Annotated in this window: 22 protein-coding genes; 15 read left to right on the plus strand and 7 right to left on the minus strand. The window is 35.5% G+C overall.

Translation table 11 applies throughout. From position 1 onward, the window contains the following. Positions 1 to 96 precede the first annotated feature (96 nt). The 4 genes from PQG54_RS08620 to PQG54_RS08635 all read left to right on the plus strand — a co-directional run bounded on the left by PQG54_RS08620 (position 97) and on the right by PQG54_RS08635 (position 6503). Positions 97 to 975, plus strand: a complete 879-nt coding sequence (locus tag PQG54_RS08620; protein ID WP_271790040.1) for a glycosyltransferase — start codon at positions 97 to 99, stop codon at positions 973 to 975. An 80-nt stretch (positions 976 to 1055) separates the two neighbouring features. Then, the gene (locus tag PQG54_RS08625; RefSeq protein WP_271790041.1) at positions 1056 to 3011 is read left to right on the plus strand and encodes a DUF4422 domain-containing protein; all 1956 of its coding nucleotides are present in this window, start codon (positions 1056 to 1058) and stop codon (positions 3009 to 3011) included. A gap of 388 nt (positions 3012 to 3399) precedes the next feature. Beyond that, on the plus strand, positions 3400 to 5292 hold the full coding sequence (locus PQG54_RS08630) for an NAD(P)-binding protein (protein ID WP_271790042.1): 1893 nt from the start codon (positions 3400 to 3402) through the stop codon (positions 5290 to 5292). Positions 5293 to 5294: 2 nt separating this feature from the next. Next, the gene (locus PQG54_RS08635) at positions 5295 to 6503 is read left to right on the plus strand and encodes a cytochrome c (protein WP_271790043.1); all 1209 of its coding nucleotides are present in this window, start codon (positions 5295 to 5297) and stop codon (positions 6501 to 6503) included. Positions 6504 to 6553: 50 nt separating this feature from the next. Here PQG54_RS08635 and tehB read toward each other — a convergent pair whose 3' ends face one another. Further along, positions 6554 to 7147, minus strand: a complete 594-nt coding sequence (tehB, locus tag PQG54_RS08640; protein ID WP_271790044.1) for a tellurite resistance methyltransferase TehB — start codon at positions 7145 to 7147, stop codon at positions 6554 to 6556. A 346-nt stretch (positions 7148 to 7493) separates the two neighbouring features. On the opposite strand from tehB, the gene PQG54_RS12455 reads away from it, so the two are divergent. The 5 genes from PQG54_RS12455 (at position 7494) to PQG54_RS08660 (ending at position 12806) form a co-directional block, all read left to right on the plus strand. Beyond that, positions 7494 to 7865 (plus strand): GtrA family protein, encoded by a 372-nt coding sequence (locus PQG54_RS12455; RefSeq protein ID WP_369334817.1) that lies wholly within the window; start codon positions 7494 to 7496, stop codon positions 7863 to 7865. A gap of 3 nt (positions 7866 to 7868) precedes the next feature. After that, positions 7869 to 8744, plus strand: a complete 876-nt coding sequence (locus PQG54_RS08645; protein WP_271790045.1) for a decaprenyl-phosphate phosphoribosyltransferase — start codon at positions 7869 to 7871, stop codon at positions 8742 to 8744. A 496-nt stretch (positions 8745 to 9240) separates the two neighbouring features. Next, on the plus strand, positions 9241 to 10674 hold the full coding sequence (locus PQG54_RS08650) for a gamma-aminobutyraldehyde dehydrogenase (protein WP_271790046.1): 1434 nt from the start codon (positions 9241 to 9243) through the stop codon (positions 10672 to 10674). A 10-nt stretch (positions 10675 to 10684) separates the two neighbouring features. Further along, complete coding sequence (locus PQG54_RS08655) at positions 10685 to 11458, plus strand: nuclear transport factor 2 family protein (protein ID WP_271790047.1); 774 nt, start codon at positions 10685 to 10687, stop codon at positions 11456 to 11458. 67 nt (positions 11459 to 11525) lie between these two features. Next, a complete protein-coding gene (locus tag PQG54_RS08660; RefSeq protein ID WP_271790048.1) occupies positions 11526 to 12806 on the plus strand; it encodes an aspartate aminotransferase family protein in 1281 nt (426 codons plus the stop codon). Positions 12807 to 12879: 73 nt separating this feature from the next. Here PQG54_RS08660 and PQG54_RS08665 read toward each other — a convergent pair whose 3' ends face one another. From PQG54_RS08665 to PQG54_RS08675, 3 genes are all read right to left on the minus strand, one after another. Further along, entirely contained in the window at positions 12880 to 13482 is a 603-nt protein-coding gene (locus PQG54_RS08665; RefSeq protein ID WP_271790049.1) for a hypothetical protein, read from the minus strand. A 94-nt stretch (positions 13483 to 13576) separates the two neighbouring features. Then, a complete protein-coding gene (locus PQG54_RS08670; protein ID WP_271790050.1) occupies positions 13577 to 14044 on the minus strand; it encodes a hypothetical protein in 468 nt (155 codons plus the stop codon). Between the two features lie 327 nt (positions 14045 to 14371). Continuing rightward, positions 14372 to 15004, minus strand: a complete 633-nt coding sequence (locus tag PQG54_RS08675) for a YceI family protein (protein WP_271790051.1) — start codon at positions 15002 to 15004, stop codon at positions 14372 to 14374. A gap of 127 nt (positions 15005 to 15131) precedes the next feature. On the opposite strand from PQG54_RS08675, the gene PQG54_RS08680 reads away from it, so the two are divergent. Then, on the plus strand, positions 15132 to 16040 hold the full coding sequence (locus PQG54_RS08680) for a LysR family transcriptional regulator (protein WP_271790052.1): 909 nt from the start codon (positions 15132 to 15134) through the stop codon (positions 16038 to 16040). Between the two features lie 11 nt (positions 16041 to 16051). On the opposite strand, the gene PQG54_RS08685 is transcribed toward PQG54_RS08680, so the two are convergent. Continuing rightward, on the minus strand, positions 16052 to 16555 hold the full coding sequence (locus PQG54_RS08685; protein WP_271790053.1) for a D-glycero-alpha-D-manno-heptose-1,7-bisphosphate 7-phosphatase: 504 nt from the start codon (positions 16553 to 16555) through the stop codon (positions 16052 to 16054). 271 nt (positions 16556 to 16826) lie between these two features. Here PQG54_RS08685 and PQG54_RS08690 point away from each other — a divergent pair, with 271 nt between their 5' ends. Together PQG54_RS08690 and PQG54_RS08695 are read left to right on the plus strand one after the other, a co-directional pair. Further along, on the plus strand, positions 16827 to 18275 hold the full coding sequence (locus tag PQG54_RS08690; RefSeq protein ID WP_271790054.1) for a carbohydrate porin: 1449 nt from the start codon (positions 16827 to 16829) through the stop codon (positions 18273 to 18275). Positions 18276 to 18353: 78 nt separating this feature from the next. Then, the gene (locus tag PQG54_RS08695) at positions 18354 to 18812 is read left to right on the plus strand and encodes a hypothetical protein (RefSeq protein ID WP_271790055.1); all 459 of its coding nucleotides are present in this window, start codon (positions 18354 to 18356) and stop codon (positions 18810 to 18812) included. On the opposite strand, the gene PQG54_RS08700 is transcribed toward PQG54_RS08695, so the two are convergent. Beyond that, positions 18809 to 19504: a nucleoside/nucleotide kinase family protein gene (locus tag PQG54_RS08700; RefSeq protein ID WP_271790056.1), complete on the minus strand. Its 696-nt coding sequence runs from the start codon at positions 19502 to 19504 to the stop codon at positions 18809 to 18811. The two genes, PQG54_RS08695 and PQG54_RS08700, sit on opposite strands and share 4 nt — an antisense overlap. A 256-nt stretch (positions 19505 to 19760) precedes the next feature. Here PQG54_RS08700 and PQG54_RS08705 point away from each other — a divergent pair, with 256 nt between their 5' ends. From PQG54_RS08705 to PQG54_RS08715, 3 genes are all read left to right on the plus strand, one after another. Then, positions 19761 to 20459: a dTMP kinase gene (locus PQG54_RS08705; protein WP_271790057.1), complete on the plus strand. Its 699-nt coding sequence runs from the start codon at positions 19761 to 19763 to the stop codon at positions 20457 to 20459. Between the two features lie 173 nt (positions 20460 to 20632). After that, positions 20633 to 21100, plus strand: coding sequence for a phosphatase PAP2 family protein (locus PQG54_RS08710; protein ID WP_271790058.1), 468 nt, complete (start codon positions 20633 to 20635; stop codon positions 21098 to 21100). Between the two features lie 42 nt (positions 21101 to 21142). Next, positions 21143 to 22015 (plus strand): hypothetical protein, encoded by an 873-nt coding sequence (locus PQG54_RS08715; protein WP_271790059.1) that lies wholly within the window; start codon positions 21143 to 21145, stop codon positions 22013 to 22015. Positions 22016 to 22154: 139 nt separating this feature from the next. Here PQG54_RS08715 and PQG54_RS08720 read toward each other — a convergent pair whose 3' ends face one another. Next, entirely contained in the window at positions 22155 to 23903 is a 1749-nt protein-coding gene (locus PQG54_RS08720) for a GH39 family glycosyl hydrolase (RefSeq protein WP_271790060.1), read from the minus strand. Positions 23904 to 24459: the final 556 nt, after the last annotated feature.

Below are 24459 nucleotides of genomic sequence, written 5' to 3' on the forward strand. Positions count from 1 at the left end.
AATTATGAAAATAAGTTAGGATAATAAAATTATTTTAGCTTATCTTCATAATCTAAATGATTACTATATTTTTTTTAAAATCATTGGCTTTAATTTATGAACTGTACAGCATTAATTGTTACTTATAATCGTTTAACAAAATTAAAAAATTGTTTAAAAGCCACCTTACTTTTACCATTTAATCATATTATTATCGTCGATAATGCATCAACTGATAATACAGCCGAATGGCTGCTTGCCCAACAAGATCCTCGACTCCATATCTTAACAACACAAATAAATATTGGAGGGGCCGGTGGTTTCAAGCATGGCGCACATTTCATAGCCAGCTATTTAGACACAGAGTGGATATTTTTCTTTGACGATGATGCTTACCCTACGGTCAATCTGTTAGATCAATTTAATAGATTAAATAAACAAGATTATCAGATATTTTCAAGTAAGGTTTTGTTGCCCTCTGGTAAAATCTGTAAAATGAACGTTCCATATAAAAAAGTTCCATATACGGCCTATGAAACAGTTTTATATGGCATCAAGCCACAAAAATTCCTGCCAAATCTTTTAGAACAAGAAGAAGTACAAACCTTTTCTTTTGTTGGCGCCATTCTTCATCAAAATATACTGCGTCAGTATACCCATTTAATTGACGGACAACTATTTTTATATTTTGACGACGTTCTATTTTCTTATCATTTATCTCAGTCTGGCTACAAGATTTTATTTTCCCCAAATCTTGTATTTATTCATGATACCACTATCAATACGAATATTTATCAGAATAAAAAAATATATTATATGGTGAGGAACCTTGTATATTTAAAAGAAAATCAATATTCTCCTTTCTCAAAATGCTCTATTTCTCTCAGGATAATACGTATTTTAATCCTATGTATTTATAGGGGAAAAAATATTCACTCTATTTTATACATTTTAAAAGGCATTAAAGATGGATTTCTACACAAAAAGCCTAGATAATTTCAAAAGGAATTATTAGATTTACTAATAAGATGAAAAATTATAATAAATTGTATTTATCTCAACATGTTGAATGAAAAATGAAAAAAATTTCTCTCTACGTTTCTTATCACAATCAATGTGATCTCATTAAAACCAATTATTTTCAACCCATTCAGGTTGGCACAGCATACAGTAAACCATTGTATCCATCGGAACTGAATGATGCGATAGGGGATAATATTTCCCTCAAAAATAAAAGTTTTTGTGAGTTAACAGCTCAATATTGGGCGTGGAAAAACGATTTAACCAGTGAATATATCGGTTTTTGCCATTACAGACGTCATTTTATATTCAATCCAGATAATACAACAGAGAACAATATATATGGCGTAACGCCGTATGATCAAATGGATCAAAACTATCTAAAAGATGTTGGATACTCTGATCAAGATTTAGAAAAATTTTTAGACAATATTGATGTAGTAGCTCCAGAAAAATGGGATGTCAGAAATCATTATGCTAAAAACAATCTCGATCAATATAAAAATGGCCCCAATTTATATATTGAAGATTACTATACATGCCTCGATATCTTAAGAGCCAAATATCCAGAATATGAAGAATCTATCACAAGCTATAATGTATCCACAGATGGATATTATACCAATATGTTCATCATGAAACGTGATATTTTTGTACATTATAGTGCGTGGTTATTTGATATTTTATTTGAACTTGAAAAGAAGTTAAATTTAGATAACAGAGATATACAAGAATATAGAGTCTTTGGGTATATTTCTGAATGGTTACTTGGTATATATCTGACACAATTAAGAAGAGATAAAAAACTAAATATTGTAGAATGTCGTAGAACGTTTGTGAACAATGCCAACACTGGCAATTATCAGTTAACATCGCAACAACCCCTAGCAATTACGAATACGACAAGCACATCTCAATTAGACAAAATTAAGAAAAACTATAAAAAAATAGTCCCTATTGTAACTGCTTTCAATGAAAACTATGCGATTACAGGGGCTGCATTAATTCAATCTATTATTGAAAATAGTGATCCAACTTGTTTTTACGATATTTATATCATTGAGGGTGCATTATCTGATACAACGAAATTTAACTTTCATTTCATGTTTCGAAGGTTAGAAAATTTCAGCTTAAATATTATTAATGTTGATCATTTCTTCGCTAATAAAAACTTAAATCTTCATGCACATTTTTCAAAAGAAACTTATTATCGTATATTGATCCCTACCATTCTTCCACAATATGACAAAGTTGTTTATTTGGACGCAGATATGGTTGTTAATAAAGACATTCAACATCTATTCGACACTGATATTGGTAATAACTCCATAGCAGCTGTTAAAGACTATGTCATGGCTGGTTTTATTAAATTTAAAATAATGTGTCGTGATGTATGTGGTGGACTTACAACCGAAGAATATTTAAAGCAATATTTGGGTATGAAAAACCCTCATAACTATGCACAAGCCGGTGTATTAATCTTTAATACCAAAAAATTCAGAAAAACTGGCGTAGATCAAGATATTCTTCAAGATATGTGTAAAGCAAGCTATTGGTTCTTAGATCAAGATCTTTTAAATAAACATTTAGAAGGAGACATTTATTATCTTGATACGCAATGGAATGTCTTACATGGTAATGGAAATGTTGATTCATTTTATAAAAAACTTCCATTACCAATTATGGAAGATTACTTTAAGGCCAGAAAAGACCCATGGATTATCCATTTCGCTGGTGAGCAAAAACCATGGTTTAACCCTACAGCAGACTTTGCATCAATCTTTTTCTACTACTTGCGAAATACGCCTTGGAAAAATAATAGAACTCCAACATCTTATGTGCCGTCAAATACAGAACATAGAGTTGAACATAAGGTTGAACAAATATATATTAATCCAAACTTTACAGTCAGAGAGATTTTGAAACCTTTTGTAAATCGATTTTTACCTCTTGGCACCAAACGCAGACAATTAATGTACAAACTTTATATAATGGCTCGAAAAAAACTTTAACTATTTGTTTACTATTTAGGACAAACATCTCATTATTTTTACAAAGATGAAATACATAATTTTTGATTCATAAAACTAAACTCTTTGTTTTATATATTTTATCTGCGTGCGAATATGCCTTGATTATAGTTATTATAAAAAGACAACGCCCTCTCTTCACAAGAAAGGGCGTTGTTTCATGACCATATTCAAAATGATACAAATCATATAATTTAAGTAATAATCAAAAATAATTTTTTACCGATATATTTTCTCATTAGAACCCAGCTGCACAGCAAGTAGCTTTTGGCATTATCGAGTATTAAGCTCCTCAATTGTTTATTATTTAATATCTATATTTTTATGGTATAGAAAAAATAATGAAACAAAATATATAAGGCTTTAATCAATGACTGTCACAAGACGTGATTTTTTAAATGGTGTGGCAATTAGTATTGTTACGGGAATGGCTCCTGCACAAATATTAAAAGCATCAGCCCAAACAGCGACTCAAACACTTTATTATCCCCCTACACTAACGCGATTGAGGGGCAACCACCCTGGTTCTTTTGAAGGTGCGCACGCATTGGCACGTGAGGGTGAGCATTTTAATTCAAAAACCCTACCTATTGAAGAAAATTATGATCTTGTGATTGTTGGTGCTGGCCTCAGCGGCTTGGCTTCTGCCTATTTTTGGCAGCAATTACAAGGCAAAGACAGCAAGATTTTATTAATTGATAACCATGATGATTTTGGCGGGCATGCCAAGCGAAACGAATTTCATACCAGCGACCGTATGATCTTGGGATATGGGGGAAGTGAATCTTTTCAATCTCCACAACATAATTTTAGTGATATCGTCAAAAAACTGATTGCAGAATTAAATATCAATGTCGATGTAATGGCAAAAGATTTTGATAAAACTTTTTATCCTGATCTGAACCTCAGTCGTGGTGTTTATTTTGATAAGAAAAATTTTGGTGTTGATAAAATTGTTGCTGGCGACCCAGGTCGAGCAGTCTCGGATGATATTCCACCAGACCGCTTAAATGGTCGCAATATTGTTGACTTTATTAATGATTTTCCATTAAGCGAAGATGATCGCAAAGCACTTATTGCGCTTCACACTGAAAATAAAGACTATATGCCAGGGATGAGCCCTGAAGAGAAAACCGCATGGCTTGATAAACACAGCTATACACAGTTCCTAAAAGACAAAGTCAAATTAAACGACAGTGCTATTCGTTATTTCCAACAACGAACCAATGATTTCCAAGCCATTGGGATTGACGGTGTTTCATGTAGTGATGCTCGTCTTTGTGCGTTACCTGGATTTGATGGGATGAATTTGCCTCCTATGGATCCTGATGACCTCGCTGATTTAGAAGATCCTTATATTTATCACTTCCCAGATGGCAATGCGGGGCTTGCACGTTCGATTGTTCGTCACTTGATCCCAGCGATTGCGCCAGGCGATACAATGGAAAGCATTGTTACAGCTAAATTCGATTACAGCCAACTTGATAAACCAGAAAATCCTGTCAGATTAAGACTAAGCAGCACAGGTATTCATGCCGAAAACGTTGCTGATGGCGTAGAAGTAACCTATCTTAAAGAAGGAAAACTGCACAAAGTCAAAGGCGGTCACTTGGTAATGGCTGGCTATAATATGATGATTCCTTATATTGTTCCAGAAATGCCAGAGACTCAAAAAGAGGCTTTGAAACAAAATGTTAAAGCCCCATTAGTGTACACCAAAGTTATCATCAGTAATTGGGAACCTTTCATTAAAAAAGGCGTTCATGAAATCTATGCCGTTGCTGCCCCTTACAGTCGCGTAAAGCTGGATTATCCTGTTGATATGGGTGAATATCAACATCCCAGAGATCCGAAAAAACCGATTTGTTTACATATGGTTTATGTCCCAACATTCCCAGGCAGTGGTCTCAGCATTCGTGAACAGTCTCGTAAAGGGCGTGCATTTTTATTAGGAACACCGTTTGAAGTGCATGAACAAATGATCCGTGAACAATTACAGGGTATGTTTGGTGATGCTGGTTTCGACCATACCAAAGACATTCAAGCCATTACGGTCAATCGTTGGGCGCATGGATATTCTTATACCTATAGTGGTTTGTCTGAATCGGATGAAGATAGCGCACAAAAAATCATCGAAACAGCACGTAAGCCTGTGGGGCGTATTACGATTGCCAATTCTGATTCAGATTGGGCACCTTATGCCCATGCTGCCATTGACCAAGGATGGCGCGCTGTTAATGAACTTCATAAGATGAAAGGGTAATCATGAAACGCTTATCAATCCTTTTTTTGATGGCATTACCCAGTATTGCCCATGCTAACCCAACCATATCCAAAGGTGAATATGTGTTCCGTGCCAGTGATTGTGGTGCTTGTCATACCGCCCCTAATGGCAAAGAGTTGGCAGGAGGCGTAAAATTCCCAACCCCTTTGGGCAATATTTATTCCACAAATATCACCCCTGATAAAACCAATGGGATTGGCGACTGGAACTATAACGATTTTGTACGCGCTGTTCGTAAAGGGGTCGGCAAAGGCGGTCGTCATCTTTACCCAGCGATGCCTTATCCTTCTTATGTTAAATTAAGCGATGAGGACATGCGGGCATTATATGATTATTTAATGAACGATGTTAAACCCCAAGCCGTTCCCAACCGCCCATCAGATATTTCTTGGCCTTTATCCATACGTTGGCCAATTTCTGTTTGGAATGCAATGTATACTGAAAACAAGCGTTTCCAACCTCGCGCCGATCAAAGTGAACAATGGAACAGAGGTGCATATTTGGTTCAAGGCCCTGGACATTGCGGTACATGCCATACGCCACGTGGATATGGCATGCAAGAAAAGAGCTTTGATGAACAAAAAGGCAGTTATCTTAGTGGTGCGCAGCTTGCAGGCTGGTATGCGCCGTCACTACGTAATTTACCTTTTTCAAAACAAGAAACCATTGATTTATTGAAAAAAGGCCGCAGCGAACATAAAGCACTTGCTGGTCCAATGGATGAGGTGGTGAGCGAAAGCACACAATATTTAACTGACCAAGACCTTGATGCAATTGCTACTTATCTGGCAGATATCGATGGTAATCATCACGCTGCTTCTGCAGTCACCCAAGCCAATACCAGACAAGCAAAAGCTCAAAATAATGGTGAGTTTATGTATATGCGCTATTGTTCAACCTGTCATGGCATGGATGGCAAAGGCAATAGCCATGTCATCCCACCGCTACAAGGGAATTTAACGGTCAATAGTGAAGATCCATTAACTTTAGTCCGCGTTATTTTAGAGGGTGGAAAAACCCCTGTGACCCAAGATCACTTGCCATATTCAATGCCAGGATATCAATGGGTATTAACCAACAAAGATACGGCTGATGTGATTAATTATATCCGTACCAACTGGGGCAATCATGCACATGCTTTAACGCCAGAAGATATTCAAAATACAAAAGATATCATTAAAAAGAATTAACCATAAAATGGCAGTGAAATAAAAAAACACTGCCATTTCTAATATAATCGCTAGTTTTTTTGCGCTAAAAGGGTCGCAAAACGCAGCTCTATTCGGTTGCCTTGCTCGTCTGTTTTATGTAGCAGACCTGTATCTTCGTTATATTTCTTTATTGTCCAAGATTGATAATATGAAGATAATTCTTTGGGTTTAAAAGTAAAATTAAAGAAATCAAGATTACATGGATAATCTTCTGTATTCATTGCGGAAACAATTAGATTATACCCCCCTTTTTTGGTCGATTTTTGCATGTTCCCAATTAAATTTGGAATAGATTTTGGATTAAGAAACATGAAAACTACGGTTGATATAATCACATCATATTGACCTGAAAATTCGAGGTCATTTAAATCAACCACTCTGGTCATAATCGAATCAATAGATTCATTGACACAAATTGTATCTAGCTTTTTGATGCTATTCTCATTATGATCCCATGCATCTACGGTAAAACCCTGTTGAGCCAAATATAAGCTGTTCCTGCCCCCACCACATCCCAAATCTAATGCTTTGCCTTTTGGCAAGTCAGGCATTGCTTTAACAATTTCAGAATGAGGAAGCATTAAATTATATTTATTTAAAAAGTAATCCTTGTCTAAATTCATTTTATTATCCTTTTCAAATAATGTACTGATAATAAAACTTTATACAAAACATACTCATTATAAAAGAAATGTTTCCTTTTTAAAATTGATTATCAAATGATTCATATGATAGAAAATAGAAATTATTTTAATTTCTATATAATTTTAAATAAGAAAAATACTTTATTGATCTTCTGACTAAATATCTTGTTGTGACATACTTTGACTATTAATTTTCCTTGTTTTTAACAAAAATTGAACTTGAAAAATCCCCTTTTTTTTTCATTTACCGTGATGATCGGTCATATTTTAATGATTTTAAATTTAAATGAATATAGCAAATTATAGAGAGTTCACTCGCTTATTTATGCGTTATTTTGCTGTAGGGCTAATTAATACCTCAGTTCATTGGGCTGTTTTTTTTCTTATTTTTTACAGATTTCACAACTTACAAATGATTGCAAATTTTATTGCTTTTTGTTGCTCAACCAGTTGTAATATTTTCCTCAATGCTAGATGGACATTCAATTCATCAGTAACAATGGCGAAATATATATCCTTTTTTATTTTCATTGGCAGCCTGTCGTTGTTAACAGGATATATCGCTGACCACTTTCATATTCCCAGCTTAATAACGTTAATTGTTTTTTCAGGCACATGCCTTATCGGTGGTTTTTTATTTTCTAAATATGTTATATTCAAAGATACAAAGCCCCTAACTATTTCCTCACAAAGATAACTGATGAACAGTCCGCAACACACAACCAAGCATACAGCCACAGGATTGTTAAAATTAATTCGACCCAAACAATGGGTTAAAAATATATTCCTTTTTGCACCTTTAATTTTTTCCAAGGAATTTTTGCATTTATATTCAGTATATCATGTGATTTTTGCTGCATTCTTGTTTTGTTTAGCAGCCTCGGCTGTCTATATCGTCAATGATTTGAATGATATAGAACAGGACAAAACCCATCCAGAAAAACGAAAAAAACGTCCTCTTGCCTCTGGGGAAATCTCTGTCAATAATGCAATATTGTTACTAGGCGCAATATATATTGGATTATTCGCAGCGTGGTTTGTAACTCCAAAAGTCATTAATGTTATCATTGTTTATATCGCTATAAATCTTCTTTACAGCTTTAAATTAAAGCATGAACCTGTCATTGAAATTTTTATTGTCGCTTTTGGGTTTGTCTTAAGAGTATATGCAGGGGCTGTGGCGCTTAATGTGCCAGTATCCAATTGGATGTTTGTTACAACGCTCAGTCTTTCTTTATATTTAGCCTCTATCAAACGCCGACAAGAGTTAATCCAAAACGGCTCTCAAAGCAGAGGCGTGCTGAGTCATTACTCTGTTACGCTCATCAATCGCTTTGCCGAAATGTCTGCAACCTCAGCGATTATCTTTTACAGCTTGTATGTAATGACTGTTCAATCTAAACTGATTGTTACTATTCCTTTTGTTATGTTTGGATTATTTCGGTATTGGTTTATCGTAGAAACGTTAAGAGATGGGGAATCTCCTACCGATGTTGTCATTTATGACAAGCAAATCCTTTTAACCGTTCTTTTTTGGGCTGGGTTTTGTATATGGGTTTTAATTCCAAGGCATTAGAGTAAGATAACGCAAATTATGAGTTTTTATCTTTACTTCATTACTCCATAATCTCTTGGTTACGCATCGTTTTTGTGAAATTTATCATCAACCCCGTCAGAGCCTAACAGCTTGCTTTTTAAAATGATTGAGTATCAAGCAATTTCAGAAATCATTGCGCAATTAATAACAGTGTGGTTGTATTATTTTATTAGTAATTTAGAGTCGTAAAATAACATAAATGATAAAAATCAAATTGATTTTATAATATTCACAAAACATAACGAAAAATCAATTTGTAGAAGGCAATTTTTAAATAAATGAAAAAACTAATTTGTTTTTAATAATTTATCAACCTATTCTTGCATTTACCATCAATTAAACCCTCTTACTTTCATATGAAATGTTTTTATTTAAATAATATTCTTTGTTAATCATAAATTGTTTATTTTGAACATATCCATACCAATGGTAATCTGAGTTTGGTTTAAATAACTATAATTAAAGGAATCCCTAAATGAGCGTAACAAAATTAAAACATTTTATTAATGGGAAATTTGTTGAAGCTAAATCTTCTGAGTATTTTGACTTAATCAGCCCAGTAACGGGCAAAGTAATTGCGCAATCCCCAATAGCTACTCAAGAAGAAGTAGACGCAGCATACGCAGCTGCAAAAGAAGCATTTAAAATCTGGGGCAGAACCACTCCTTCTGAACGTCAAAAAGCATTATTGAAACTGGCTGATGCAATCGAAGCAAACAGCGATGCACTTGTTGAAGCACAAAGCCGTAACACAGGACAAATCAAAGCATTAATCGCTTCTGAAGAAGTTGCCGTTTCTGCCGATCAAGTCCGTTTCTTTGCAGGTGCAGCACGTTGTTTAGAAGGGAAATCAACTGGCGAATATATGCATGGATTGACCTCCAGCATTCGTCGTGAACCACTGGGCGTTGTTGGACAAGTCGCGCCTTGGAACTATCCTTTAATGATGGCTATTTGGAAAATCATTCCTGCTTTGGCTGCTGGGAACACTGTAGTTTTAAAACCAAGTGACACCACACCAGAAAGCACCCTATTACTTGCTGAAATCGCAGCACCATTTTTCCCTGCTGGTGCGATTAACGTCCTTCTTGGTAAAGCAGAAACAGGTTCACAAATCGTTTCTCATAAAACAGCAGCACTTGTTTCTATTACCGGTTCTGTTCGCGCTGGACTAGCTGTTGCTGCATCTGCTGCACAAAACCTGACCCGTGCACATCTTGAATTAGGTGGTAAAGCACCTGTTGTTGTATTTGCTGATGCTGATCTTGAAAAAGCTGCCGCTCATATCGCCATGACAGGGTTCTTTAATGCAGGTCAAGATTGCACGGCTGCAACACGCGTATTGGTCGAAGAATCTGTTCATGATAAATTCCTTGAATTATTAGCCAAAGAAGCCAAAGCAACAAAATTTGGTTCTCCTGATGACAGTGATGCGCTTTATGGTGCATTAAATAATGCAAACCAATTAAAGCATGTCCAAGGCTTTATTGATCGTTTGCCTCCTCATGCGAAAATCCAAGCTGGTGGTAAAGCAGGCAATCGTGAAGGGTTCTATTTCGAAGCAACCGTTATCAGCCATCTAAAACAAGATGATGAAGTTATTCAAAAAGAAATCTTTGGTCCAGTCATTACCGTTCAAAGCTTTAAAGACGAAGCAGACGGTGTATTCAAAGCCAATGACGTTGAATTTGGATTGGCATCTAGCGTTTGGACAAAAAATCATGCACGTGCAACACGCCTATCACGTGATCTAGATTTCGGAACTGTGTGGATTAACACCCATATTCCTTTGGTTGGTGAAATGCCTCATGGTGGCTTCAAACATTCTGGCTATGGTAAAGATTTATCTTCATACGGTCTGGAAGAATATACACGTGTTAAACATGTCATGGCCTCTAACGAAGACTAGGATTTTTTGAATGTCGAAAGAACAAAATAAAGCATTAGTGTTAAAAGCACATAATATGTTGTTTTCTGATAAAGATATCAAAGCGCTTGAACTCTATTTTTCACCAGATTTTATCGAGCATTCTCCATTGGTTGCTGATGGCATCCCTGGTTTAAAAGAACTTGTCGCAAGTTGTCCTGACATGGACTATAAAGTCAGCCGTGTATTGGGTGACGATAATGGTCTGGTCGCTTTACATGGTCGTTTTGTCGGGCTTGATGAAAACCCATTGGTTGGATTTGATATTTATCGTGTAGAAAATGGTAAAATCGTTGAACATTGGGATGGTTTAGTTGCAGAAGCTGAAAAAAACATCAGTGGACGCACTCAACTGGATGGCCCAACCGAAGTCGATTCAAAAGTAGATAGTGACACAAATCGCCAGTTAGTAAAGAAATTCTTTACTGAAACCCTAATCGGTGGCGATTATAGCGGTTTTGAACGCTATAGTGATGGGAAAACATTCTATCAACACAGCCCAGATATTGGCGATGGTGTTCAACCCGTTATTGATTTCCTTGAGCAACTGAAAGCCGATGGATCAGCATTACATTACGATAAAATCCACCGTACTGTTGCTGATGGTCAATTTGTGTTGACCCATTCAGAAGGATCGATTGCTGGCGCACGTCATGCTTATTTTGAGCTATGGCGCGTCGAAAACGGTAAAATCATCGAGTTATGGGACTCTATACCAGCGGTTCCAAGCGATGAAGATGCCGTTCATAATTATGGTATTTTTTAAAAAGAAACGCTATACAAACAGCTTGCTCTTCGTGGGCAAGCGTGAATATTAGCTAATTGAGAAAAAAATGAAGAATTCTGACTTAATGAAACGTAAAGAAAAATCAATGCCAAAAGGCTTTGCTATTGGTTTTCCTTTCTTTGCAGACCGTGCAAAAAATGCTGAAATTTGGGATGTAGAGGGCAACCGCTATATCGATTTTATTGGGGGTATTGGTGTATTAAATACAGGTCATACTCATCCAAAGATTACAGCAGCCGTCAAAGCACAAGTTGATAAATTTTCTCATACAGCGACTCAAGTTGTTGGCTTTGAAAATATTATTACCTTGGCAGAAAAACTGTGTGAAAAAGCACCAATTTCAGGAGATAAAAAAGCTGTATTTTTCTCAACAGGTGCAGAAGCCGTTGAAAATGCAGTTAAAATTGCTCGTGCTGCAACAAAACGTTTCGGTGTGATTGCATTTGATGCTGGGTATCATGGTCGTACCATTTATACATTGGCAATGACAGGTAAAGTTGCCCCTTATAAGCAAGATTTCGGGGTCATGCCTGGTGGTATTTTCCGTATTCCTTTCCCTGTTGAAAGCTTTGGCGTTACAGAAGAAGCATCATTAATTGCTTTGGAAAAACTCTTCAAAACCGATATTGCACCAACAGATGTTGCTGCCATTATTTTTGAACCTATCCAAGGTGAAGGTGGTTTCCACTTTATGCCGCCTTCTTTTGCGAAGAAACTTCGTGAAATTGCCGACAAACATGGCATTAAAATCATTTGTGACGAAGTACAATCTGGGTATGGACGTTCTGGTACATTCTTTGCAACGGAACAACTCGGCATTGAACCAGATCTTATGACCACAGCAAAAAGTCTTGCTGGTGGTTATCCTTTGTCTGGTGTGGTTGGTAAAGCTGAGATTATGGACAGTGTCTCCCCTGGTGGATTGGGTGGAACCTATGCCGGTAGCCCAGTTGCTGTTGCTGCTGCTTTGGCTGTATTAGAAGTTTTCGAAGAAGAAAATCTTTTACAACGCAGCAACGACCTTGGTAAAAAAATTGCTGCATTCCTGAATGGGTTAAAAGCTAAAGGCGGTGCATTTACCCGTATTGGTGAAGTTCGCCACCGTGGTGGAATGCTTGCATTTGATATTTTAAATGCTGAAGGTAAACCTGATGCGGATACAACCAAAACCCTTGCAGGTCATGCCAGAGATAATGGTCTGATGTTGGCAACTTGTGGTCTTTTCGCGAATTCTATTCGTGTCTTGGTGCCATTAACGGTTGAAGATAATATCTTAGATGAAGCTCTTGGAATTCTTGAAAAATCCTTGGTTGCAGTTTTGAAATAATTTTTTAAAGCATACTAAGATCGATGAAAAGGCATTGTTGTTACAATGCCTTTTCTTTTATGACAATTAAACTTTATTTTTCACTTCTACTTCGGTCAAACCAACGTAACTGTGTCTTATCAGCTGGTACCATCAAACATTCTTTCCACTCTCCATAAAAAGGTCGGGATTGATAGTGACATGATACATAAAAGAAATCATTTTTGGATGTTATTTCGTAATAATCTGCTCTTCCAGACGCAACATGGAAATAATGATCGTTAGGGGGATCTGCTCTAAAATTATCGTCATATTCAACAAGATCAAAAAAGACAAACTTCACCAGCCGATGATGATACATAAAAATAGCTAGTGTATTAATGCGTTGAAAATCACCTGAAACCCCTGTAACTTTTTGAATAGCTTGATTGCTATAAGCATCCCCTCGTGGAAAAATATACGCTTGATCCCATACGAAGGGTGTTAATTCATGTAAACTAATTTTACAGGTTGGTTGTTGAAAACATTGGGGATGAATAGCATTATATAGGTAGTCTTCAAAGGGTTTAGATGACCATATATAGATTAAAAATCCCACGAACAAGACGATAAAAAGACCTATTAGTCCAAATAAAGAAATAATAAAATTTTTAGAGAATTTTATTATATGACCATTTCTTGCTGTTACTGCAATCAAACTAAAGAACTCATAAAAAATAATCTTACTAACTCAATTATGTTAGAAAACAATAGTTACATGTTTCATATATCATTTCCAATATAATTCAATTTCACTCTTGTTTATTATATGGTTTCTCAAGATAAACTTGTTTCAAATTAGTAAAACCTAAAAAACAAGTTTTTATCGTGCCTTGAAAATATTTGTCTGTATCACATCCAGCATCAAGCAAATCATTGTCGGGTGTTATTTCATAATATTTAATATAAACAGTATCATTAAATTGATTAATATCCCCCGAATAATGCAACTCATTTAATGATGATTTTCCCATCATGAAGCCGATTGCAACGGTCTTATTCACCCCTCCCCATAAAGAGAAGGAAAATTTCAGATCAGCATGATCGTAAACTTCAAAAATTTGATATTTTACAAGATGATTGTGGTATTTAAATAAAATCAGAACATCCCTTCTCCCAAGGTCAAAATCGCCCTTGGTGCCTGTGATGGATTTAATATCATAATTACTATATCCATTTTCTTCCAAAAAGAAATATGCCTTATCCCATTGAAAAGGCATAATTTCTTGAAGATGAATTTGACAATTTTCTCGATTCTTACAGGCTTTTTCAACCCCCCGAAAATAATTGCATTTCTAACGATGGGAACAACCACGCATATGAATAAAAAGCACATATTAAAATCAAAGTAAAACGTATAAATTTTCACCTCAATAATGATTTTAATATTGTTATCCCAAAATCTATAATTCTTTTTAATGTGTTGAATATAAACAATATAAGTGTTTTCATTATTTATATTCCTATAAACTTTATCTTGATATTAGACAAAGCAAAATAAGTTGGCAATTAATACCAACTTATTATCATCATTACATCATATTTTATTATTTTTTCTCAAAAGCAGCAGCAATGTTTAAATCGACCTCGTTTCCAACTTTGGGTAAATAGGTCATAATTCCGAAATCGCCACGGTTAATTTTGCCTGTAATTTGGAACCCAACGGTATAGGCTTTGTTTAATGGATTAATCCCTGCCCCAATATAAGACACATGTAATGTGACTGGTTTAGTAACACCATGCAGAGTCAAGTTCCCTGTTACATCTGCAGTTTTATCTCCCGTTTTAACAGATTTCGTCGAGACAAAATGCGCTGTTGGATATTTTGCTGCATCAAACCAATTTGGATCTTTTAATTCTGTGGTCAATTTTGTGCTGGTTGTTTGAATGCTTTGAATAGGGATTTCGATCGTTAATTTGCTTTTACTAACATCGTGAATATTCAAATTTAATGAGCCCGCAATATCCGAAAAATTACCTGAATAATTCGTAAATCCGAAATGAGAGACTGAGAATATAATTTGAGTGTGATAAGGATCAATCTTATAGTTGCCATTTTTAACATCCTGAATCGTGCTGACAACATCAGATCCTGTTTGCTGAGCAGAAACCGCATAGGCACCTTCTGTTGCTAAAAATAAAGCGGTTGCACTAAATAGCGCTGCAATAATTTTTTTCATAATTTTTTCCTTTGCTTAATATTTCAAACTATATTTTAATCTATTGTAATCGACTATAAAGAGTTCTTTATCTTTGAAAAGACCTCTTTTTATTAAAAGATTATAAACTATGAGTGTGAAATAAAAAATGCTTGATCGTATTACCAGCATGCAAATCTTTGTTAAAGTCGTCCATACGGGCAGCTTTTCCGCCGCAGGACGAGCCTTTCACTTGTCGCCAACGATGGTCACCAAACATATTAATGCACTAGAGCAACGATTAAATTGCACCCTATTACACCGAACTACACGCAAGATTTCTTTAACAGAAGCTGGCACTTTATTTTACCAAGGCTGCGATAAAATTCTTTCAGATATTGATATTATTGAGCAAACCATTACTGCACAACATATTAATCCAAAAGGTCATTTGAAAATTAATGCCCCTCTTTCATTGACGTTACAGCATTTTTCCCCTTTACTGATCGAGTTTTACAAGCAATATCCCGATATTACTATTGAACTTGGGCTAAATGACCGTATCGTTGATTTGGTCGAAGAAGGCTGGGATCTCTCTTTACGTATAGGAAAAATGGTGTCCAGCACCCTCAAAGCAAGAAAACTGGCACCCATTGAGTTTATTTTATGTGCCTCAGCCGATTATTTAGAACGGCACGGGAAACCAACACAAATCCAAGAACTCTCTGAACATCAATGTTTGCTCTATAGTCTAGGCACTCTTATGAACCGATCTTATTGGAAATTTGGTAAAAATGGAGAGCATAATATTCATGTTCATGGCTCATTCACTGCCAATAATGGCGAGATGCTTAAAAATGCCGCCATCATGGGTCAAGGCATCGCCTATCTTCCGAAATTCTTATTAACTCAAGAGCTGGCCGATAAACAGCTTATTCCACTTGATCTCGATCATCCAACCATTCAAGACGCTGCGTTATACATTATGTATCCGCCTTCTGACTATGTACCTTTAAAAAGCAGAGTGATGATTGATTACCTTGTGGAACAATTTTCTAAAAAAGCACCTTGGGATTGATTGGATTGACACTAAAATTCTTGTAGAATCTTTTGAACAAAATGGTCAAGATTACCACCGCTGAATAAATATCCTTGGATATTGGCATTTTTAGCAGCCTCTATATCTGTATCTCGATCTCCAATTAAAAAAGAGCGTTCTCGATCTATCGACCACTCTTGGCAGGCACGCTCAATCATTCCTGGATTGGGTTTCCGATCAGGGTGGTCTTGACGATAAGTCTCTATCACTCCGTCAGGATGGTAAGGGCATAGATAAAACGCATCAATATGAGCATGATAAGTTTTTAATTCTTGCGAAATATATTGATGAAACTGATGTACATCTTGCTCGGTAAAATATCCCCTCGCTACTCCAGATTGGTTGGTCACTATAATCACCAGAAATCCTTGTTGGTTCAGACGTGCAATTGCATTGCCAGCCCCATCAATCAGTTGTAGATCAGATTGACGACATGGGTATCCTGTATCCATATTAATTACACCATCACGATCCAAGAAAACACAACGGTTCATAATTAATCCTCAAGCATATTAATTCGTTTTTATTTCAGAATAAAATAGTGATTATAATCTTATTCACAGTAACAGATTGTTTATGTAAAAGAAAAAACTTTATATAAAAACGCTTTGCTTTAACTATAATTTCATTTATTAACGCATTACTTCAAAAGTTAGCTTTTTTTACTTTTTCAAAAATTATGATAGAGTGTTTCTTTTTTATCATGATAATAGAATTGTCTTCTTTGCTCAATCTATTCAATCAGAAAGGTATAAGATTAATTGGATGGTTAATAAAATTATAAAACATTCTCGCATAATATTTTATATAAGCACCTCTTTTGTTACAGCGTCTTATTGCGCTTCTGCATTTGCTAAACCGGAATTGCACCAAAAGGAAGACAAACAATTAGATCAACTTATTCAAACAAGAGACGATACGCCCAATCAACCTTCTGCTTTAAATAATCCAGAGGCAAATCCAGATATTAATCCTTCTCAAGAATTGCTCTTGGGCGGTGTTAATAAATATTTAGACCAATATGGGATCCAATTAGGTCTAAGCTGGCTCACTGAAACCGCAGGGGTTGTGCGTGGTGGCAAAAAAAAGGGGGCAGATTATGCCCACCAAATTGCATTTTCAATTGACATGGACTGGGAAAAAATAATTGGTTGGAAAGGCTTCTCCACTCATGCCATGGTTTTAAATCTAGCTGGGCGTAATGCCAGCAGCGACTATGTTGGGGATTCGCAAATGCAAGCCCAAGAAATCTATGGCGGTGGTTATGACCGTGTCTTGCATATGAATTATCTCTATGGTTTACAAAAGCTATGGGATGATAAAGTTGAAATCCGCTTTGGTCGAGATAGTGTTGGAAATACTTTTGCCATTAGCCCTTTTGCCTGTCAATTTATGTTACTTGCTACATGCGGACAACCCAGAAGTATTCAATCTCAGCAAGGATTCAGCCCATGGCCTGGCACGGTTTGGGGGGCGCAAATACATTATAATATTTCGAAATCAACCTATTTCCAATTTGGCGCTTATGAGAGCTCGCCTTGGGGAACAGGGAAAGGCGGCCCGACAGGCCTCAAATGGGGGGTCAAAGCGGCAACAGGGGCATATGTTCCTATAGAGTTTGGATATAACTCCAACTTTGGCAAAAACCATTTGAATGGCTATATTCGCATCGGTGCAGGCTTGGATACCAGTAAATTCGAAACATGGTCCAGCAAAGCAACAGGGTCAGGTAAAAAAGATCATACTAGCCAATATTGGGTTATGCTTGGACAAATGATTTATCGTAATGACCAAGTCAAAGATCATGGACTATATGTTATTGCCAATTGGGGACACGATTCTCCATTAACTGCCAACTATAAGGATTTGTATAATATAGGGCTATTAGATCGTGGTTTCTGGCATGCCAGACCCTATGACCAAATTGGGCTGATGATGACTTACTATACAGTTCCAAGAGGGCTTAGCAGAGCACAACAATATCAGATCAATAATGGATTGGTCACGCAAACGAATGGTATCTTTGGCGGTTTAATCAATGGTGCGCCAGGGATTCAAACCAATAGTATGCTATTTGAAGCAAATTACAGTATCGCTGTTTATCGCGGTGTTATGATTATGCCTGTTTTTGAATATTTTCATAATGTTTCTGCCACAAGAAGCACGTATAAAGACGCAACTGTCCTTGGGTTCCGAACCAATATTATTTTTTAGAAAATCGATTTATTGCCATAATTTGATGATCTTATTGTCATATCAGAGCATCAAAAACTAAACTAGGTATCGGTAATTATGTTCACAACAAAGCGTTTTGTATATATATTTTTCTTAGGAACGATCACAGTTGCTATGAATAGTAATCAGCCTGCTTTCGCACGTCATCATCATAAGGACGGCCCACCGCCCCCCTCTGTGGTTACTTCCAAAGATACACATTTGAATCCTCAACAAAGCTCCGATGACATTTCGCCCTTTGCAAAACAAGCAGCAGAAAAAGCACGTCAACAACAATCTAACTCAGCACAACAAGCTAAAAACGAGAAAAATGGTCCAGCTGCATTGATTCCTGACCACTATACAAAACGTTCGCAAAAAATAAATGGCACAGATGGATGGGTTAATAGCAAGCGACGTACAGGAAAATATGATATGGGCATTAATATGCCCGTTTCGCAGACAGCGGATCCAACACAAAATAAAACACGAGGTGTCTTCCGCCGTTCAATGCCAGTTTATGAACCAAATTACTAGGGCTTTTTGATTAAAACCTCACGAATAGCATTTTTTGCTTCCTGAATGATCTCTTCTAGGGGCTGTTTATGACTATATAAGTCGATAATTGGCGCCCCATTAAATGTAAGTTTCTCTATGGACTCAATTTTTTTAACCATCGAAGATAAACGATGATCGGGCTTACGTTTCATTGCGGTATCAATATCGACATTCAACCGAATCACAAGATCGGGTTTATGATCGGCCATCCAACGATATAATCGACGTTCCCATTGTGTCAACCAGCGTGAAATGATGTTATCAGGATGATCAATTGTTAAATCAGGCCCATCCAACCCACCAATGACCGATATTTGGGGATAGCGATCTGTAATAATTAAAAAGCCTTGTTTCTTTAATCGCAACATTTTATAAAAACGATAGACCCGCTTTAAAGATAATAAAAACATAATGCACGCAACCCCCGCTTTTGGTCCTTTGTCCGAACGTGCCTTATTCGCTTTACCTGCTATTTTATGATCTAATTTTTTACCCAAGAATGGTAACTTAGCGATCATACGACCAATGTTTCCTGTTTGACGCCCTAAATGGCATAAGCGTACAGGATAACGCCCTTCTAGCCATGTCATTAATTCTGAGCAAATTGTTGACTTTCCAGAGCCATCAGCTCCTATAATCGCAATTATTGGCAAGTTTACATTTTGTTTCATAAATTTTGTTTCTCTAAATCTTTGGTTTAATAATTTGTATATTACAATAAATTACGATAAAATTTGATTTGATTTATCGGCAAGAACAATTATAACTCAATTTTTTAATAGTTGTGTTATCCATAATGTAACTCTTATTTATAACTTAATGTAAACTATCATAATAATTCGGAGAATATGCATTGACATCCTATTGTGAATAAGAAATCCATATTATATGGTGTCCTGCAAATTCTTTAATTTTAGAAAATTATATATGTCGTATCAAAATTCCCCCAAGCATTTACCCCCTTTGATCGCCTTTATTGGTTGTGATGGTTCAGGAAAATCTACCTTAAGTTTAGAAATTACCAGTGCTTTATCAAAAATACGCCCAACCCAACGTTGCTATTTAGGGCAAGGATCAGGGAATATTGGTCGACGAATCAGAGAAATAAAATATATAGGCCCCATCCTAGATCGTGTTATCGAAAAAAAAGCGACAACTGCACGTAAAAAAGGTAATAAGATTCCAGGGGTTCTAACCGCTTTGGTTATTTTTCTGTTTTCTTGCATTCGATATTATAATTTTAAAAAAATGACTAAAGCCCGCCAAAATGGTGTGTTAGTCGTTACAGATCGCTATCCTCAAACAACGATCTATGGTTTTTATGATGGCCCCGGATTGTCCGCAGCACACACCACGAATTGGTTCATATCCAAGCTGGTTCAATGGGAATATAAACTTTATGATCGAATGGCATCTGTTAAACCCGATATTATATTTCGGTTAAACATTGATGTTGACACGGCATTTGCACGCAAACAAGATCATGATTACGAATTACTCAAAGCAAAAGTTGAAGTAACCCCAAAACTTTCCTTTAGAGGAGCTTACATTGTCGACGTTGATGCAACACTTCCTTATGAAGAAGTCTATCAAATCGTTTGGAATATGATAAAAGACATTATCTAACCTTTATTTTTTATTGGGGCAAACGATTGTCTTTTCATTATAAATTTCTTTTTCTAAACGGCATAATCTTATTTGGAATAGCCATTATTATTGCCCTATTGACATCGTTAGATACTAGCCTCAACAACATCTTTATATTGTCCCCCACGAATCCTTTTGTAGCACTAGTTAGAATGATTTCCAAACTTGGTTCATTTGTAATCATTACTGCTATGACTTTGTTATTAGGGATCTGGTTATGGCTAAAAAAACGCATCTATGAAGCCATATGGGTGGTTGCAACTATGGGATCGTGTAGAATAGTTTTTACAACGTTAAAGATCCTTGTTGGAAGGGAACGTCCTGTTTTTGATGAACCCTTGACTCATGCACTCAGCTATAGTTTTCCCAGTGGACATTCAGTAAATTCACTTATATTCTTACTGGTTTGTTATAGTATTTCTTCTTACAGAAAATCTTTCTTATGGATTGCTATTATCGGCACCCTTCTGATTGGATGGTCTAGACTAGCTCTGGGCGCACATTGGTTTAGCGATGTTCTGGCAGGATGGGGATGCGGTTTCATGTGGATTTCCATTGCTTATCAGGTTAAAATATCTATTCCTTTACAAAACTACGTCAACAAATATTTTCCGAACTAATCATCACTATTATAAAATTCAAAGCAATAAAGATCTTGCATCATGCCAAAAACAAAAGCACCAATCACAGCTAAACAAATTGTTGATTTCGAACGTTTTCACTTCTCAGAACAACAATGCAATCAACTTTATGATATGATTTGTGTTGATGATCAGATTAATCTTGACGTTACATTACCCAACAAAATCACATTTGAATATACACAAAAGCAATTGATAGAAAGCTTTATGATAAGCCGTCAACTATGGCTAGAAGGTATTATAAATCAACAATTTCCAAAAATTATACGGGGTCTATGTACCTCAAGTAAAATCACTGAGGAAAATAAAGTAATCTACAAAATGGTTCGAGCTAAATTTAAACATTTATGCTATGCTTACCGTGGCTTTGATGCACGACATAAACGCCCTTTCCTACTTGGTAATATCACAGGGCTGCTGGGACTGATACAAGATGGATTTAAGAACGATAAAAGTAGTATCGTGATTCCAAATGCTATCCTGTTAAATAGTTTATGGAATGAGCAAGGATTATCTTTCTTAAAGCGTGAAGCCTATCGTTATTTTCCATGTGACCTCGCAGATTTTACATTTGCCCTCCATAAAAATGTCAGATTTATTCAACAGCAAATTCAGAAAAATTCGACCTTATCGGCACATGAATTCCATACCTTACGAAAACAAATGAGTATGTTCTCTGCCCTTTACGGAACCTTTGATGTTTTATACTCATCTCCCTATCATCATCAAGTTTTTCAATATCTAGCAACGATTAATGGCCTAATGGGTGATTATCATGATATATTGATCGAAAACAAATTAAATAAGACACAGAATTACTTTTTTGATCGTTTTATATTGCCAGAGAATATCTCTACAAGGTTAGCAATTTTTATTAAATATTTTCAACCTTAATAAAACAAACAAGCAAAAGTCAGGGTAATATTTAGCCTAGTTAATACTAGAGAAGATATCTTATCCCTCATATTTTTAAGAAATAAGATATCGTAATCTTAAAATTATATTCAAGTTTTTGAAACAAATAGTATTGTGATTAATTAATCAGCTCTACAGTGTATAAAGTTACCGTTGATGAAGTCGCCCCCACATCCGTAATCGTTAACACACGATCGATAAGAGCGCTATCTATAGATGTGGTTACTTGTTCTGGTGTCATACGATCAAGACGACCACCTTCTTTGATACGATATGCTGTTATTTTATAATCATTATAATTTTCAGGAATATTTGCAATATTAACCGTCAACCCCATACGACTTTGCTCATAGTCTATCGTTTTTTGAGGTAAATTTTCACTAATTGGCAACTGAGGCACTAACTCTTTCTGAGGTACTTCATTATTATACATAATAGTCCTTGGATCAACACCTCCAAACCAATGAGCCTTACTCCAATCATCATCTAATTGATTAGTTGTTCTATTTGAATCTAAATAATATTGTGAATACAAAGAATATCCATTAGGTGGAAATGCAGGTTCAACAAAATTGCTGTCCATTTCAAAATTAGAAGCTAAAATATTAATCTTATTCCCTACTTCGTTTTCTGCAACTAATGTTGTTAATCCAGTACTAAAATCATTATCTTGGGTCAAAATATAGGGTGTTTCAAACATACGGGTAAATAAGTTAAACCCTTGTGCAGCGTATGTACAAAAATTTTTATTTTGTGGTCTCTTAGGATTAGCCTGATCATTAAATAATCCAAAAGCAGCTCCATCGCCACGATAATAATAAGCTTTATCAATTTTAGTATATTGCATACACGTTAATATAGACGTCAAAAATGCAGCATTTTGAGCTGATTGCAGTTTTGTAAAGCTATTCACTGTTCCTGTAGGAGTAGAATTCCATTCAGTACAAAAACTCTCAAGGTTACTAAAACCATGCTTATTTAAAGTATCTTGAATATAGTTCCCAGCGTCGATAATGCTTTGTGGTGAACTATTGTAATAATGCCAAGAAAAGAAATCAATGGGAGTATTTGTTGTTTGACAATAATTGAGCAACCCATCGATGTAGGCGCCACCAGGATTATATCCATAAGCAACAGCTGGGCCACCTACTTTTGCGGTTGGATCAACCGCTTTAATGGCCTTGGCTATCTTCGCATAAAATTCATAATACACTTGCGGCGAATTGTTATTCCAAAAAAAGGTCAAATCAGGCTCATTCCAGATTTCCCAATAAGTGACTTTTCTTGGTAAACCAATGCCTTTATGGTTTATAGAATAACGCATTACCAATCTAGACACCAAAAAGGCATAAATATCAAAATTTTCTGGAACCTCATAGCCGCCATCAAGTGTACGTCCAATACGGAACATAATTTCTCGTTGAAGGTTACCAGGATTAACGCTAGCATTATTTTTCATGATACGACGAATTGCATCATCTGTAATTCGGTAATTTGGACTACGCGAAGCTTGCTTCAAATCGTTATTACGCATACCAACAGCAGCGTAAGGAAAGATTGTTCTTTTATTAGCATAGTCAGCAAGAAATTCCTTTGCTTTAGATTGCTGATCAAAAGGTACAGTAACGAGTAATTGATCAACATTTGAATGATTCGCATTAAACCCATTATCAATATCGCCTACACCAAAACAATCATGTAACCTGATATGAGTAATTCCCATCTGATTAAATTGATCTTCTAAATCTGGAAAACCCGGAGCAACGGAAATAGGCATACCATTTACACCATTTACTTCCTTTAATAAACCATTATTTCCTGAGGAAGTATTTCTAGAACTCTTATTAATATTAACTGTAAATACCATAATAAAATTATCCTTAATTGTAAAATTTAGATGTGTAATATATATATTATTACGTTAATATTATAACATAAATAATTTTTTATTTATAAAAATTTATTAATACTGTAATTTTTAAATAAAATACAGAATATGTATTAATATACCAATATTTGTTCGATTATATTATTTAATCCAAACATGGGTACTTCTATTATTTCTTATTAATTTATACAAAATAAATTGAAATTTAAAATACTAATGTGTCGTTATTTTTGACCATTTACTGCCAACTCAGACTTATTATAATTTACATGAATAAAATCGGTAATCATAAAATTAGTGATTTAAGAGCAATTAACATTAAATTATAAAAAATCGATTTTTAAATATAATTACAGTAATGAATAATTATTTATAAATAACAAAATCCAATATTAAAAGAATATTAGATTTTTTACGTTTTTAAATATATAACGTCGTATAAGACATTGATAGATATAATACTAAATTTCACGTTAGTATCATTGATTTATGATAAACCAAGAAAAATATAGGTCGTAGTTATATTTGTGTCTAG

This window comes from Commensalibacter communis, assembly GCF_947179015.1.
GTDB lineage: Bacteria > Pseudomonadota > Alphaproteobacteria > Acetobacterales > Acetobacteraceae > Commensalibacter > Commensalibacter communis.